Below are 15113 nucleotides of genomic sequence, written 5' to 3' on the forward strand. Positions count from 1 at the left end.
CACTTTTTTGGACGCTATCATATATAGAACTTTATGATCAGGAAGGATTGTCTTATTTTAAAGAAAAAAGTTTTGATGCTGTAGATGTTCATAATTTAGGTATTTATTCAAAACTATACTTTGTAGATCAAATGCTTATAAGAGAGTTTAAAGAGGGAGAAACCTTTTATTGGCATAATATATCAAGGAAACACTATATTATTTACCTCTCTGGTAAAGTTGAGGTTAAATCTAGTAGTGGAGAAGTACGTTTATTTAAGCAGGGAGATATTCTATTAGCAAATAATTGTTATGACAAAATAGGCAATTTAAAGTTATTATTTTTGATTAGGTTTGTAGTATTTAGGTTTAAATACTATGCCGTATTTTACATTCATCCACATTCTACTTATAAAGCTTTGCATCTTAGCATCATGAATACCTAATACGTACATTTTTTTAATCATTTTATCTGTAGGTCTAATATTTGTATCATCAAAAATCTTATTCATGTATTTTTCATTTTGTGTTACACCATTTGGTTGATATATATAGTTACTATTTTGCGCAGCCACATATGGATCTAATGTATAATTCATTAGAGCATAAGCTTTATCTAAGTCTTTAGCTCCTTTAGGAATCATTAGCATATCAAACCAGATATTTGTACCTTCTTTAGGGATTACATAAGCTAGAGTTACATTAGGATTTATTTCTTTAGCTCTTTGTACTGAACGAACTACATCACCAGAATATCCCATAACTAAGCATAGATTGCCAGCAGTGAAGTCATTTTGATACTTGTTACTATCAAAATATTTAATATAAGGGCGAACATTTTTGATAATATCCAAAGCAGCTTTCTCATATTCAGCTTTACTGTTTGTATTTGGATCAATACCATGATAGTGAAAATAATTGCCAAAAATTTGTTCAGGTTCATCAAGAAGAGAAACACCACATTTAGATACTTTTTTTAGATATTTTTTATTAAAAACATATTTCCAACTATTAGGAACAACTCCTTTTCCAAGAACTGCATCAATCTCTTGTTTGTTATATGCTAGACCTGTAGTTCCATAGCTATATACAACAGCATATTTATTACCTGGGTCATTAATTTCAGAAACTTTGTCATAGATAGCTTTATTACGATACTTTAAATTTGGTAGTTTAGATTTATCTAATTTTACAAGAGCCTTTGAGGCAATTTCACTATTTAGATAAAGAGCTCCTTGCTCAATAAGATCAAAACCAGATGAGCCAGTCATAACTTTTGCTCTAGTCATATTATCATCAGATGTGTAAATATATTTTACTCGAGTATTTGATAGTTTTGAAAAGCATGGGATTATATTGGGTGATATATAGTCAGCCCAGTTTGTGAAGTTAAGAGGTGTTTTATCATTTGATGGAATAATTGGGTTTTTAAGTATTTTATTGCTACAAATATAAGAGTTATCATTAGCATAGCACAGGCTTGTAATGCTTAATAAAGCACCAATCGCAAAAAACTTTAGTTTCATAAAAGTAAAGATAAGTGTGGTTGTTATAAAATTACTTTAAGTATATACTAAAGCGCGTTATTTTCTAAAGAAAAAATAAGCGATGGAACAGGTAGTAAGCAGTAAAAAATTTGGTCTAATAAGACTGGTAATGATAAATATCATTGCAGTGGATAGTCTTAGAAATATTTCTATCACAGCTCAAGCAGGGTGGATAGTTGTAACTTTCTATATATTAGCAGCTATTTTCTTTTTAATTCCCTGTGCATTATTAACCGCTGAGATGTCTACAGGATCATCTCAAGAAACGGGTGGTATTTATATATGGGTTAAAAAGGCCTTTGGTAAAAGGCTGGGATTTTTAGTTATTTGGTTACAGTGGGTATATAACTTAGTATGGTTTCCATCTATATGCGGATTTTTTGCTGGAGTTATAGCTTATGTCATAGCACCTTTTACAGGACAAGCTGCAAATGAGTTAGTAGCTAACCCATGGTATATGATATCAATGAGTTTGGTAATGTTTTGGAGTGCTACAGCTATAAACCTATTTGGTATTAAAACATCAAGTACAGTAAGTACATTAGGGGCTGTTATTGGTACACTTTTACCAATGTTTATGATTATTATAATAGCTATTATATGGTCTCTATCACATAGCTCAGAGATTATAGCACCAAGTGTTTCAGATTTTATTCCATCGGGAAATAATATTAGTAGTTGGGCTTTATTTATAACAGTGATGTTTAGTTTGTTTGGCCTTGAGATGAGTGCTATACATGCTGCAAATGTTAAAAATGCTAAGAAGAACTTTCCTCGAGCATTATTAATTTCAGGTTCTGTTATTTTAGGATCACTTATTTTATCAAATATAGCAGTGATATTAGTAAGTAGCCAGTTACAGATTGGTAATGTTGATATTGTGACAGGATTAATGGTTTCTTTTCATTATTTCTTTAGTCAAATCAATATGCCATGGATGACTTATATTATGGCTATTACATTGATATTTGGTGCTTTTACGACTACTTCAGCTTGGATTATGGGCTTATCAAGAGCATTTATGGTAGTCAGTAATGATAATATCTTGCCACAGATTTTTGGTAGAACTAATAAAAATGATGCTCCAGATACAATGCTAATTACTCAAGCACTAGTGTTTACAGTATTTTGTTTTTCATATATTTTTATGCCATCAGTAAATGAAGCTTACTGGTATCTTAGTGATCTAACTGCACAATTAGCTGTTATCGCTTATATATTAATGTTCATAACAGCTGTTAAACTTAAAATTAGCCAACCTTTACAAGAGGGGCAGTATGAGATATTTAAAGGTTCTTTTGGTACAATAATCATGGCAATTATAGGATGTATAGGGTGTGTTGTCGCGATAATTGTTGGATTTATTCCTATAGATAATATTGATATGTCTGTGACTAAGTTTGATATGTTGTTGATAATAGGGGTAGTAGTGGCATTAATTATTCCTGCGGTTATTACTATAAAAAAGAATATATAGTCCAATAAGTACTCTTTAAAATTTAAATATATTCAAATATTTATTAATTCAAATATTTATTAAAACTGTTAAACTATTAATAGTTTAAATCAGCTCTTATATTAAATGGTTTTTAAAACTATAAAAAATTGGTATAGAGATAGGTATCAAAACAATGAGCCAATAGTGTTTGTTGGTTTGATGTTATTTTTTTATTTAGTACTGACTTTCTTAGGTAACTATATTGCTCCTATTTTAGCAGCACTTGTTATTGCTTATTTGCTTGATACATTTGTAAATATCTTACATAAAGCGACTAAAATAAATAGACTGATACTTGTTTATTTTGTTTATATAATCTTTTTGATAGTTTTATTATCGGTGATTTTTGTATTATTGCCTATTATTGTTAATCAAATGATTGATTTTATAAAACAGGCTTCACATACACTTTCAAGTTTAAAAACAAGTTTAGAGCATTTATCTAAACAGTATCCTACATTATTAACTGCTGATAGAATTGATTCTATAGTTAGCTGGTTTAATACTATTGATTGGAAAAAGATAAGTTCTAATATAGGTTCTTTTATATTACAGAATACGGCTACAACATTACCATTATTATTTTCAGTGCTTATATATCTATTTTTAGTACCACTAATGGTATTTTACTTCCTTAAAGATAAAAATAGAATTATAGGTTGGTTTAAGTCATTCTTACCTGAAGATAATCATGCTTTGTTCTTTGTATGGGAAGATCTAAAACCAAAGCTTGCTGATTATGTAAGAGGTAAGGCAATAGAGTTTATTATTGTCTCTATTGTGACATATCTTGGTTTTGCATATTTTAATCTTAACTACTCAATTCTTTTAGCTGTCGGTGTTGGATTATCTGTAATTATTCCGTATGTTGGTATGGTAATGATTACTATACCTGTGGTTATGGTGGGAATATTACAATATGGTATTAGCATGACTTTGGTTTGGATGCTTACAGTATTTTTTATTATTCAAGCTTTAGATGGGAACTTGCTTGTACCATTATTATTTTCTGAAGTTCTAAATATGCATCCTGTTGGAGTAGTCTCTGCGATATTGATATTTGGTGGTATGTGGGGTTTATGGGGAGTGTTCTTCGCGATACCTCTAGGCTTACTCTTTATCTCTGGAGTAAATATGTTTAGAAATCACCTTAAAGGTAGAAAAGATCCTGCCAAGATAAATTTATGTTAATCAAGCAACGATCATTTAGCCAAGAAGTTTTAGATTATCTATTAACTAAACAGTATGATAGTTTTTTAGCTAAACTTGTAGCTGCAAGAGTTACTGATATAAATAGTATGGATCTAATCTTAAATGGCTCTATAAAAGATCTATCATCGCCATTTTTATTTAAAGGTATTGATAAGGCGGTTGATAGACTTTATGTAGCATTGCAAAATAATGAAGTTATAGGATTAGAGACAGATCATGATTGTGATGGTCAGACTTCTCATGCCATTTTACATGAAGCATTAACAAAAGTTTTTGGCTACTCTAAAGATAAAATTCGTTCTTATATAGGTCATAGAATGAAAGAGGGTTATGGTCTATCAGAATCTCTGATGAAGCGTATTTTAACGGATGATATTCGACCTAGTTTGATAATAACAGCAGATAATGGTTCAACAGATGAACCAAGAATAGCTATACTTAAGCAAAATGGTATAGACACGATTGTAACTGATCATCATGGTATACCACCGGAAGGAGCTCCAAAGAGTGCTGAGGCAGTAATTAATCCAACACAGGATGGCTGTAACTACCCTGATAAAGCAATTGCAGGTTGTATGGTTGCGTGGCTTTTTATGGCGGCTTTAAGAAGAAAGTATATCCAAAATAATAAACCCGTATCTAAATCATATGGTCTAAGTAATTTATTGGATTTTGTTGCTATTGGAACAGTTGCAGACTGTGTAAGTATGGCAAATAGTCATAATAATCGTATTGTTACAAAATTAGGTCTTGAGCAGCTAAAAGAAAATGATCGATTATGTTGGGATTTTATTGATAGAGATAAATTGTCTAGTGAGTATATAGGTTTTAGTATAGCACCAATTTTAAATAGTGATGGTCGAGTATCAGATGCATTAGGTTCTGTGAGTTTCTTACTAGAAGAGGATGATGAAAAGATTGAGAATATTTTTAATAGTCTTAAAAATCAGAATAATCAACGTAAGGATATCCAAAAACAAATTACTCAAGAAGCTATAGTTCAAGCTAGTGATTTAAGTAATACTAAAAAATCTTTATGTATCTTACTTGAGAATGGTCATTCGGGTATTCATGGTATCTCAGCTAGTAGAATCAAAGAGATGTTTGGTAAACCTGTGATAATATTCTCCCAAACCCAAAATGATCCAAGTTTAATCTCAGGTTCAGCACGAAGTATTGATGATATTAACATTAAGCAAGTACTGGATAGTATAGCAAGTCTAGACTCCAACTTAATGATAAAATATGGCGGGCATAAAGGCGCGGCAGGTTTAACTATTAAGTATCAGGATTTCACTAAGTTCTATGATCTTTTTGAAAAGCAAATTAGTCATATTGTAAAAAATGATAATATAGCTTTGGAGCCTTGTATTGAATATGACTTTGAACTTAATGTAGAAGATTTTAATTTAGATACATTAACAAAAATAGAATATCTAGAGCCTTATGGCAGAGAGTTTGATAAACCTATTTTTTATAATAACTTTTCTGTGGAACAAATTCGTTTGGTCGGTAAAGATAAAAATCATGCACAGTTAGTTTTACGCTATAAAGATACAACATCTATGAAAGCAATATGGTTTAATGCCATTGATAATATTGATGTAAAAAAGATAGCTATGGGTGATACTGTGCGAGTATGTTATCAGTTGCAGAAAGAAGAGTTTCTTGGACAGGTTAATTTGTCGCTAAATGTTAAAGTATTAGAAAAGTCATAGCCTTATATTAAAGGCTGTAAGAGTTAGTTGTAATAAATTTTTTAGGCTGAAAATATCTAGCGTTTGGAGCTATTTTATTTGGAAATAAAAGTAAATGAAAAATCATAAATATATAGAGCAAAATCTTGCTCAACAAATAGACAATATAAGTGTAGAGTACTTTGCAACAATAGGCTCCACAAATGATTATCTTTTAGAAAAAGAGTTTACTGCTAAATATCACTTTTGCTATGCAGATATTCAAACAAAAGCTCGCGGTAGAAGAGGAGATAGGTGGATAGCAGAGTATAAAGATAATATATATGCGACACTTGGGTTTCATTGTGATTTTAATATTTCTCAAGACTCTCTCAAGAGTATTAAAATAGCATTAGGAGTTTTACAAGCGATTCAAAAATATATACTTCCAGAACATCAGGAATATCTAAAAATTAAGTTACCTAATGACATTTATTTTAAAGATCAGAAGTTAGCGGGTATTTTAATAGAAACTAAGAATATTAAAAAAGATAGCTTTGATATCGTTATTGGTGTGGGTATAAATGTGAATATGCTTCAGTTAAATAAAGACATTGATCGTGAATGGACATCATTAGCAATTATAAATAATAAACAGCTAGATTCATCGCAAGTGATGGTTAGCTTAGTAGAGCAAATAGTGTCTTTGTTTGACATAAGTGATGAGAAAGCTTTGGTTGAACTATCTAAATATGACTATGCATTAGATAAGAAAATTGTCTTTAATTATGATAATAAAAAAATTAAGGGTATTGCTAAAGGAGTATCAAAAGAGCTTAAGTTAAGTATTTTAAGTGATGATAATGAGCCTCTTGAGTTTGATTTAGCAAATGTAAGCAAAGTTAGAGTAGTAAAATGAGTCTAAAAAACATTCAAAAGCGTGCGGAATACTTAGCCAAAATTCGTGAGTATTTTAAAAAAATAGATGTCTTGGAGGTAGATACGCCATTAGCTTATAATTATGGTGTGACAGATCCATTTATAGATGTTTTTGCTATAAATACGGCTGTAGGTAAAAGATATTTACAGAGCTCTCCTGAATATGCAATGAAGAGGCTACTTGCTGCAGGTAGTGGTAGTATTTATCAGATATGTAAAGCATTTCGTGATGAGCCTTGTGGACAATATCATAATCATGAATTTACCATGATAGAGTGGTATAGAGTAGGTATAGATTATTTTGATCTAATGAAAGAGATGGAGCTTCTTTTTTTAGCTGTAAAACCAGATACTAAATTTATCTATTTAAGCTACCAAGAAGCTTTTGAAAGATACTATAATTTTAACCCCCATACTATTTCATTAGATGAGCTGGAAAAAATTGTTGAAAAAAATCTTGGTAAAATCCAAGGTTTAGAAAATCCAACTATAGCTGATTGTTTGGATATACTTTTTAGTTATAAAATTGAGAAAAATCTTAATCAAGAAAACATCGTATATTTTATATACGATTATACAGTTCATCAGTCTGCATTAGCTAGGAAAGTTCTTGATGAAAGTAATCATCAGGTTGCTGCAAGATTTGAAGTCTTTTATGATGGAGTTGAACTTGCTAATGGGTATTATGAGCTTATAGATAAAAAAGAGCAACTAAAGCGCTTTAAAAATGATTTAGCAATTAGGAAAGAGCAAGTTAAACCAATTTTAGATATAGATATAGAGCTTCTTGATTGTTTAGAAAATATTCCACAATGCTCAGGGGTTGCTTTAGGGTTTGATAGATTACTAATGAGTTTAGAAGGAATTAAAGATATAAAAGAACTTTCTATTTTTTAGATAGAATATTAGAGATCAATTTAGAAAATAACTCTTTATATAAATAATCAGTAAAATTCGTAACAGAAGACTTGTGTTTGCTAGATCTCTTAATTGTATCTATATTATTAAGTAGTTATTATTTTATACTTAGTTTAGTTATCAATTAAGTCTAGATGAATAAAGTATTATCGGGGTCATCAAAGTTAGTCTTTATTTGCCTATTTCTAATATTTTTAAACTCAGTGGTTCAAATGATTAGTGTTCTAGGAACATTGTTTTTGCATAACTTGGATTACACACCTCTTAATATTGGATTTATATTTACATTTTTTGGTATAGGCTCTTTGATAGGTGGGTATCTCGGAGGAGTACTTTCAGATAAGTTCCCTATTATAAACATTATTAAAATATCTCTCGTAGGGAATGCTATATTTATAGGAGTATTTCCTTTTTATAATATGTTTGAGTACTTTCTTATTTGTATGCTAGTTATAGGTTTCTTTTGTGGTATTTTTAGACCTTTAGCTATTTTATTATTGTTTGAATGCAATAAAGGTTTAATATCCGAGAGTAAATTAATTGCATACAGAAGAGTTTCTATTAATCTAGGGTTTTCAATTGGAGCTGCTACGTTAGGATTCTTATATGAGTATAATAGTAGTATTGCTTTTTTAAGTATTAGTGTAATACTTATTTTTGGGTTTCTCTTATCCAAATTTATTGTTGTTGATGCAAAGAAAAAACATAAAGAAGATGTTGCTTCATCAAATAAATCTGCCTCTAATAATTATATCTTTTACATTCTAAATATTATTCTTGTTATTAGTTTAATTATACTAAATCAAAATAAAACAACTTATAATATTTTTTTAGAAAGCTCTGCATCAATTCCTGTTAAAAATATTTCTCTTTTATTTGCTTTAAATGGTTTAATAATTATTTTTTTGCAGATTCCATTGAGCAATATTTTTAATAAACTATCTTATACTATAGCATGCTTTTATGGGATATTATTTTTGGCTTTAGGTATAGGTATGACTACCATTATAAGTAGTTTTTCTCTAGCTATTGTTTCATGTGTTTTATGGACTGTTGGAGAAATGGTATTATATCCACCATTGTTACTTTATATAACTAGTTCGAGTAATTATTCTAAAGGTAAAACCATGGGTATTTATCAAGTTTTTTACGCTATAGGTTCTTTAGTTACACCTTTACTAGGTACGTTAATTTATAATTTTTCAGCACAACTATTATGGAATATAGTTTTAGTGTTAGGAGTAATATGTGGTATTACTTTTCTATTAATTCATAAGCTAAACATTAAATATATAGATTAGCGATGATTTAATTTATCAACAATAGTAATAGGGTTTATTGCAAACTCTATATCTAAAGAGTTAAGCTTTTTAGCAATAGCTAAAAAGATATCATCTTGAGTATTAACGAAATCAGCAAAAAATACTTTATTTACCATAGCATAGACTTGTAGGTTGATTCCATTTGAGCCGAAACTTCCTTCTGATTTGTTGCCAATCATAGTATTACCTGATGCTAGAGATACTGCTATAGTTTTATCTTGATCGATATTTGGGTGTGATTTAAGTATCAAAAGTATTTCTTGTTTTACTGAATCAATTTTCTCAATATATTTATAATCAATAGTTATAAATTGAAGTATTCGTCTATGGGTACGACGTGAGGTCGTTGTAATGCAAGTATTAAGAAATACAGAATTAGGTATATGCATAGGAGCTGTCTCATAGCTATCAACTTGAGTTGTTAATATGCCAATCTTCTTAATTGTGCCACTAAATTTTGTCGATGAATTTATATCTGAAGAGATAATATCACCTTCTGAGTACTTACGATTAAATATTACAAATAGTCCACCAAAGAGATTCGTAAGAAGGGTGCTTTGTGATAAAGTTAAACCAGCGATAGCAACACCACTAAACGCTCCTAAAGCAGTAGGAGGTACGCGAAACGCAGCTAGTATTAAGATAATAGAAATAACTATAGCTCCTAGCTCTAAAGCTTTAAAAATAGCATTTATATCTCTAAAGTCATCATAGCCGTCCTTATTTTCTTGCTTTTTCTTTTCAATTACAACTTGTTTACTTTTTGATATAAATCTAAATAAGCTAATTATAATAGCTAAATAAACACAAAAATCAAAAACCTTATCAGAGTATGGGACTATTAGGTTTTTATAATTAGGTAGATATACAATTACAGGTAGATCTATACATGTCTTTACAAAGTATGACCATATTACTAGGTATAGTATAAGCTTTAGAGATTTTATGAATGAGAATCTTATTGTATTTTTATGCCTCATTATAATTAAGCTACCTATTAAAAAGATACATAGGCTAACTACTAGGCATATTAGGAAGTCAATAAGTAAAATATAAGCAGGTGAGTAGTTTTCGACCCTTAGAAGTATATTATTTAAAACATTCATAGCTTCATTTATATCTTTGTATAATAAATTAATATTAATCTATTTTTAGATAGAGGTATATATTTAGAAAAAGAAATATCTATATAGATTTTATTGTTTAGTAGGTATCTTTAGACTAGAAGCACTTGAACTTGGTGCACCAATAACCATGTTACTCATATTTGCAGTAGCAGGAGGGTGTGCAATAGAAGTAGCTGGGTGATGAGAAATTGTATCTGCTGTATCTACTGAACTATCAGTATTTGTGTTGTCATCTGTGGCTGCTACTGTTGCAGATGTACTAGTTTTAGTTTTAGAGATCGCAGCTGAACTACCAGAAACTATTGTTTTAGGAGTGCTGGTAGTTATATTTTTTGGAGATTCTACTTTTTTTGTTGTAGCTATTTTTTCATCAGTGTTTGTAGTTTTAGCTGTTTGCTGCTCACCATAGCTATTTCTATCATATTGAATAGGAGTGTATATAATAGATGACTTCGAAATTTGAGGATCTGCTTTTGCAGCGTCCATTTTTTCTTTAACTTGTTTAACAGCTAATACAACTATAGCAATAATAATGACTAATATTACTAGCCTATTTATATAGTCAAATGCCTTAAGCTTGCCATAGCGAGATTTTTTATAGTATAAAATATCAACCTTATTCAAGATTGAGACTATCTTTTTTTCAGGAATTTCAAGATATTCACAGTATCTTCTAATCTGATTTTTAAGTAAACTGCTAGAGCTCTGTAACAAAGAATCATTGTCCGCCTCTTCTATAATTTGAATTGTATCTTGAGATAGATCAATAGCATCAGCGACAGTATCTCGCTTTAACTCTTTAGACTCGCGAGTACTTTTGATAAAAGATTGAAAGTTATGCATATCAGTTAGAAGTTTTAAATTAGTTTCTTGTATGCATTATATAAGAAAATGATAGAAAATTAAATGTAGATATTAGAAGTTGGATTTAACTTATTTAGATTTATTTTTTTGTTCTAACATTTTTTCTAAGAAATGTATGTTAGTTCCACCTTTAATAAACTCTTTATTATTAAGAATTTCTTGATGTAAAGGTATATTTGTTTTGATTCCATGTATTAGCATTTCTTCGAGAGCTGCTCGCATTTTTTGTAGCGCTGTTTCTCTATCATGAGCACGAACAATCACTTTAGCTATCATTGAATCATAGTTTGGCGGTACTGTATATCCAGAATAGATATGTGAATCAACACGTACTCTAGGACCAGCTGGCGGATGATAAATATCAATCTTTCCAGGTGAAGGGATCATTCTTTCTGGATCTTCTGCATTAATTCTACACTCAATAGCATGACCAACAATGGCAAGATCTTCTTGTTTCCAGCTCAAACCTTGACCACTAGCAACTTTAATTTGCTCTTTGATAAGGTCAGTTGATGTAATATCTTCTGTAACAGGGTGTTCAACTTGGATTCTTGTATTCATTTCAATGAAGTAGAATTCGCCATTCTCATATAAAAATTCAAATGTACCCGCTCCGCGATATTTTAAAATTTTACATGCATTAACACATTGTTCACCAATACGTTTTCTTTGCTCATCTGTAAGACCTATAGCAGGAGCTTCTTCAATAACTTTTTGGTGTCTTCTTTGAGTTGAGCAGTCTCTTTCAAATAAATATACAGCATTACCTTCACCATCACCAAATACTTGGATTTCAATATGGCGAGGATTTTCTAAGAATTTCTCCATGTATACCATATCGTTGTTGAAAGCGATTCTTGCTTCGCTCTTAGTTAAAGAAATAGAGCTTATTAAATCTTCTTTCTTTCTAACAATACTCATACCACGGCCACCACCACCACCAGCGGCTTTGATGATAACTGGGTAACCAATTTGCTCAGCAATTTCTAAATTTTTCTTATCATCATTACCTAATGGACCACCAGAACCAGGAACACAAGGTACACCAGCTTTTTTCATCCACTTGATAGCTTCTACTTTATCGCCCATCACTTCGATGTTCTCTGCACGAGGACCAATAAAGATAAAACCACTTTCCTCAACTGCTTTAGCAAACTGAGCATTTTCTGATAAGAAACCATAACCAGGATGGATAGCGTCTGCATTCGTGATTTCTGCAGCTGTAATAATAGCTTGAATATTTAGATAACTAAGATTGGGAGCAGCTGGACCAATACATACTGCTTCATCAGCTAACTTAACATGCATAAGATCAGCATCAGCAGTAGAGTATACAGCTACAGTTTGGATTTCTAATTCTCTACAAGCTCTTAAGATTCTAAGAGCTATCTCACCTCTATTGGCAATTAGTACTTTTTTAATCATTGTCCATTACCTTCAAAATTTTATAATTTGTATTTACGTAAGTTTTATTCTCTATGTAATATTACTCGATTATAAATAGAGGTTGATCGAATTGTATAGCATCTCCGTCTTTAGCAAGTACTTTAACAATTTTTCCAGCTTTTTCTGCTTCGATCTTGTTCATGATTTTCATTGCTTCGATGATACATAGTACATCACCTTTTTTAACTTCTTGTCCTTCTTTAACATAAGGAGCAGCATCAGGTGAAGGAGCACCATAGAAAGTACCAACCATAGGAGACTTAACTTCTTCTCCGCTAACTTCTTGTTCTTCTGCTTGAGCTGCTACAGGAGCTGATGAAGCAGGGGCATTACTAGCTGCAGGAGCTGCAACAGTAGCAGGGGCAACACTGCTAGCAACTGGTGCAGAAACAACGCTTGTTGTAGCTGTATCATTTTTTGTCATAAAGATGCTTGAACCACCATCTTTAACTTTGATTTCTCTAATGTCACTTGATTTAAGAATTTCAGCTACCTTGTCAATTGCCTTTAATAAATCCATAGTTTTCTACTCTCCTTTCATATTAATGTAGTTTATTGCTTCTATTAAAGCTAGTGTGTAACCATTTGCCCCAAACCCAAATATACATCCATAAGCTATGTCTGATAGAAGCGACTTAGTCCTAAATTCCTCTCTATTATATATATTAGATAAATGTATTTCAATAAAAGGCTTACTGGAGCCTAAAAAAGCATCTCTTATAGCAAGGCTTGTATGAGTGTATGCAGCTGGATTTATTATTATAATTTCTGCAGATGATCTGTGTATCATGTCTATGATTTCGCCTTCGTGGTTACTTTGGAAGAAATCAATTGATACATTGTTTTTATAGGCAGTATCAGCAAGAGATTTGTTAATGTCATCAAGAGTTTTATATCCGTAGGTTTCAGGCTCTCTGGAACCTAATAAGTTAAGATTTGGACCATTAATTATTAAAATACTCATTTTAAATATCCTTATAGCTTTTTATAGCTTTAACTGAATGCTTTTGATTTGTTTCTATACAATAGCAAGTTAGTTTACCACCAAATACGCAACCTGTATCTAGTGCTATCATATTATCTGACTTGGTCTCACCTTTGATTGCTGCCCAGTGACCAAACACAATTTTGTAATTAGAAGTGAGCTTTTTATGCTTAATTTTAAACCAAGGCTTAAAATTTTCTGGGATTTTATCTAAGGTTGAGCTAAATTTGAGGTTTAATTTACCTTCTTTATCTATAGTTCTCATTCGTGTGAAGTAATTTAAGATACATAACCATCTTTCAATTCCTTCAGATTCTTTATCCCACTTTCTGCTTTCATTATTGAATAAGTTCGCTAGTAGAAGTCTGCGGGTTGTTTCATTTTTTAAGACAAACTCTACTTCATTAGCTCTTTTAATAGCTTTTTTAGGAGACCATATATGAGGGATGCCGGCATGAGTTATAAAAATATCATCAGTTTTAATTAAAAGGTTTTGATTACAAAGCCATTCTTGTATTTGTTTTAGATTAGGTGCTTTAAGGATATCATCAAAAGTATCTTTATTACTTAAAGGTAAGTAGTTGTAGCTAACAGCTAAAAACAATATTTCATGGTTACCTAAAACAGTTCGAGCACTGTCTCCTAGAGACATCACGAAATTTATAGTTTCAAGAGATTTTGGTCCTTTATTTATTAGGTCTCCAGCGAATATAAGCTTATCTTTTTGTTTATCAAAGTTTATCTTATGTAAAAGCAGTTGTAATTCATCGTAACAGCCTTGTACGTCACCAATAACATATGTAGCCATTTGTATATACCTTAACTTAAAAAGTTTGCCAAACAAACAAAGTCCTTTACACTTAAATTTTCTGCTCTTAATTTGGTATCAATAGGCAGTGTGTTTGGATCAATATGTTTGTTTTTTAATATTTCCTTTAAGTTATTATGCAAGGTTTTCCTACGTTGAGCAAAACTTTGTTTGACCAATTTTTCAAAAAAAGCGTAATTCTTCAAAAAGTCTTTATTTATTCTTGGTTTTAACCTAAGAATAGCAGAGTCTACTTTAGGTTGCGGATAGAAAACTTCTGGAGGTATTTTAAGTACCATACTACATTCAAAGTGATATTGTAGGATTACGGATAATCTACCATAGGATTTACTGTTTGGAGCAGATACTATTCTATCAACAACTTCTTTTTGCAGCATAAAGTGAGCATCAATAATTTTACTACTCATTTCAATAACTCTAAATAAGATAGGTGAAGAGATATTATACGGTAGGTTGCCTACTAATTTAATTTTCTCAGATGATACTTTATTTATATCAAATTTTAAAAAATCTTCATTATATACGTTGGGTCTACCATATTTTTCACAATTTTCAACTAGAGTATCAATAACACTAGAATCAAACTCAACAACATTTACATTAGGACTTGCTGATAGTAAATGTCTTGTAAGAGCTCCTAGACCAGGACCTATCTCTAAAATAGTATCTTGGCTTTTTATATTGGCTAATTTGACAATTTTTTGAATAATATTTTCATCTTGAAGAAAGTTTTGTCCTAGGTGTTTTTTTGCTTTTGTTTTATATTGCATT

14 protein-coding genes are annotated in these 15113 nt (G+C 30.8%); 6 read left to right on the plus strand and 8 right to left on the minus strand.

Annotated features, from left to right (window positions below):
• Positions 1-317: 317 nt before the first annotated feature.
• Positions 318-1505, minus strand: a complete 1188-nt coding sequence (locus F3D62_RS01850; RefSeq protein ID WP_150466556.1) for a polyamine ABC transporter substrate-binding protein — start codon at positions 1503-1505, stop codon at positions 318-320.
• An 82-nt stretch (positions 1506-1587) separates the two neighbouring features.
• Here F3D62_RS01850 and F3D62_RS01855 point away from each other — a divergent pair, with 82 nt between their 5' ends.
• The 6 genes from F3D62_RS01855 (at position 1588) to F3D62_RS01880 (ending at position 9070) form a co-directional block, all read left to right on the plus strand.
• Positions 1588-3003, plus strand: coding sequence for an APC family permease (locus tag F3D62_RS01855; RefSeq protein ID WP_150466557.1), 1416 nt, complete (start codon positions 1588-1590; stop codon positions 3001-3003).
• A 105-nt stretch (positions 3004-3108) separates the two neighbouring features.
• A complete protein-coding gene (locus F3D62_RS01860; RefSeq protein ID WP_150466558.1) occupies positions 3109-4215 on the plus strand; it encodes an AI-2E family transporter in 1107 nt (368 codons plus the stop codon).
• Positions 4209-5954, plus strand: coding sequence for a single-stranded-DNA-specific exonuclease RecJ (gene recJ, locus F3D62_RS01865; protein ID WP_150466559.1), 1746 nt, complete (start codon positions 4209-4211; stop codon positions 5952-5954). The genes F3D62_RS01860 and recJ overlap by 7 nt, the downstream gene beginning before the upstream one ends.
• 94 nt (positions 5955-6048) lie before the next feature.
• Positions 6049-6831 (plus strand): biotin--[acetyl-CoA-carboxylase] ligase, encoded by a 783-nt coding sequence (locus tag F3D62_RS01870; protein WP_150466560.1) that lies wholly within the window; start codon positions 6049-6051, stop codon positions 6829-6831.
• The gene (gene epmA, locus F3D62_RS01875; RefSeq protein ID WP_150466561.1) at positions 6828-7748 is read left to right on the plus strand and encodes an EF-P lysine aminoacylase EpmA; all 921 of its coding nucleotides are present in this window, start codon (positions 6828-6830) and stop codon (positions 7746-7748) included. Before F3D62_RS01870 ends, epmA begins: the two co-directional genes overlap by 4 nt.
• Before the next feature lie 155 nt (positions 7749-7903).
• On the plus strand, positions 7904-9070 hold the full coding sequence (locus F3D62_RS01880; RefSeq protein ID WP_150466562.1) for an MFS transporter: 1167 nt from the start codon (positions 7904-7906) through the stop codon (positions 9068-9070).
• Here the strand turns inward: F3D62_RS01880 and F3D62_RS01885 are convergent.
• From F3D62_RS01885 to rsmA, 7 genes are all read right to left on the minus strand, one after another.
• The gene (locus F3D62_RS01885) at positions 9067-10197 is read right to left on the minus strand and encodes a mechanosensitive ion channel family protein (protein ID WP_150466563.1); all 1131 of its coding nucleotides are present in this window, start codon (positions 10195-10197) and stop codon (positions 9067-9069) included. The genes F3D62_RS01880 and F3D62_RS01885 overlap by 4 nt on opposite strands.
• Positions 10198-10287: 90 nt before the next feature.
• Positions 10288-11061, minus strand: coding sequence for a helix-turn-helix domain-containing protein (locus tag F3D62_RS01890; RefSeq protein WP_150466564.1), 774 nt, complete (start codon positions 11059-11061; stop codon positions 10288-10290).
• Between the two features lie 90 nt (positions 11062-11151).
• Positions 11152-12507, minus strand: a complete 1356-nt coding sequence (gene accC, locus F3D62_RS01895; RefSeq protein ID WP_150466565.1) for an acetyl-CoA carboxylase biotin carboxylase subunit — start codon at positions 12505-12507, stop codon at positions 11152-11154.
• Between the two features lie 61 nt (positions 12508-12568).
• Positions 12569-13048: an acetyl-CoA carboxylase biotin carboxyl carrier protein gene (accB, locus tag F3D62_RS01900; RefSeq protein ID WP_150466566.1), complete on the minus strand. Its 480-nt coding sequence runs from the start codon at positions 13046-13048 to the stop codon at positions 12569-12571.
• Between the two features lie 6 nt (positions 13049-13054).
• A complete protein-coding gene (aroQ, locus tag F3D62_RS01905) occupies positions 13055-13492 on the minus strand; it encodes a type II 3-dehydroquinate dehydratase (RefSeq protein ID WP_150466567.1) in 438 nt (145 codons plus the stop codon).
• A 1-nt stretch (position 13493) separates the two neighbouring features.
• Entirely contained in the window at positions 13494-14321 is an 828-nt protein-coding gene (locus F3D62_RS01910; RefSeq protein ID WP_150466568.1) for a symmetrical bis(5'-nucleosyl)-tetraphosphatase, read from the minus strand.
• An 11-nt stretch (positions 14322-14332) separates the two neighbouring features.
• A complete protein-coding gene (gene rsmA, locus F3D62_RS01915) occupies positions 14333-15112 on the minus strand; it encodes a 16S rRNA (adenine(1518)-N(6)/adenine(1519)-N(6))-dimethyltransferase RsmA (protein ID WP_150466569.1) in 780 nt (259 codons plus the stop codon).
• Between the last annotated feature and the right edge of the window lies 1 nt (position 15113).

This window comes from Francisella sp. SYW-9 (assembly GCF_008711465.1).
Lineage (GTDB): Bacteria > Pseudomonadota > Gammaproteobacteria > Francisellales > Francisellaceae > Francisella.

Bases quoted from the DNA above. Each gene is read 5' to 3' on its own strand.
- F3D62_RS01850 (WP_150466556.1), bottom strand. From the start codon at position 1,505: ATGAAACTAAAGTTTTTTGCGATTGGTGCTTTATTAAGCATTACAAGC.
- F3D62_RS01855 (WP_150466557.1), top strand. From the start codon at position 1,588: ATGGAACAGGTAGTAAGCAGTAAAAAATTTGGTCTAATAAGACTGGTA.
- F3D62_RS01860 (WP_150466558.1), top strand. From the start codon at position 3,109: ATGGTTTTTAAAACTATAAAAAATTGGTATAGAGATAGGTATCAAAAC.
- recJ (WP_150466559.1), top strand. From the start codon at position 4,209: ATGTTAATCAAGCAACGATCATTTAGCCAAGAAGTTTTAGATTATCTA.
- F3D62_RS01870 (WP_150466560.1), top strand. From the start codon at position 6,049: ATGAAAAATCATAAATATATAGAGCAAAATCTTGCTCAACAAATAGAC.
- epmA (WP_150466561.1), top strand. From the start codon at position 6,828: ATGAGTCTAAAAAACATTCAAAAGCGTGCGGAATACTTAGCCAAAATT.
- F3D62_RS01880 (WP_150466562.1), top strand. From the start codon at position 7,904: ATGAATAAAGTATTATCGGGGTCATCAAAGTTAGTCTTTATTTGCCTA.
- F3D62_RS01885 (WP_150466563.1), bottom strand. From the start codon at position 10,197: ATGAATGTTTTAAATAATATACTTCTAAGGGTCGAAAACTACTCACCT.
- F3D62_RS01890 (WP_150466564.1), bottom strand. From the start codon at position 11,061: ATGCATAACTTTCAATCTTTTATCAAAAGTACTCGCGAGTCTAAAGAG.
- accC (WP_150466565.1), bottom strand. From the start codon at position 12,507: ATGATTAAAAAAGTACTAATTGCCAATAGAGGTGAGATAGCTCTTAGA.
- accB (WP_150466566.1), bottom strand. From the start codon at position 13,048: ATGGATTTATTAAAGGCAATTGACAAGGTAGCTGAAATTCTTAAATCA.
- aroQ (WP_150466567.1), bottom strand. From the start codon at position 13,492: ATGAGTATTTTAATAATTAATGGTCCAAATCTTAACTTATTAGGTTCC.
- F3D62_RS01910 (WP_150466568.1), bottom strand. From the start codon at position 14,321: ATGGCTACATATGTTATTGGTGACGTACAAGGCTGTTACGATGAATTA.
- rsmA (WP_150466569.1), bottom strand. From the start codon at position 15,112: ATGCAATATAAAACAAAAGCAAAAAAACACCTAGGACAAAACTTTCTT.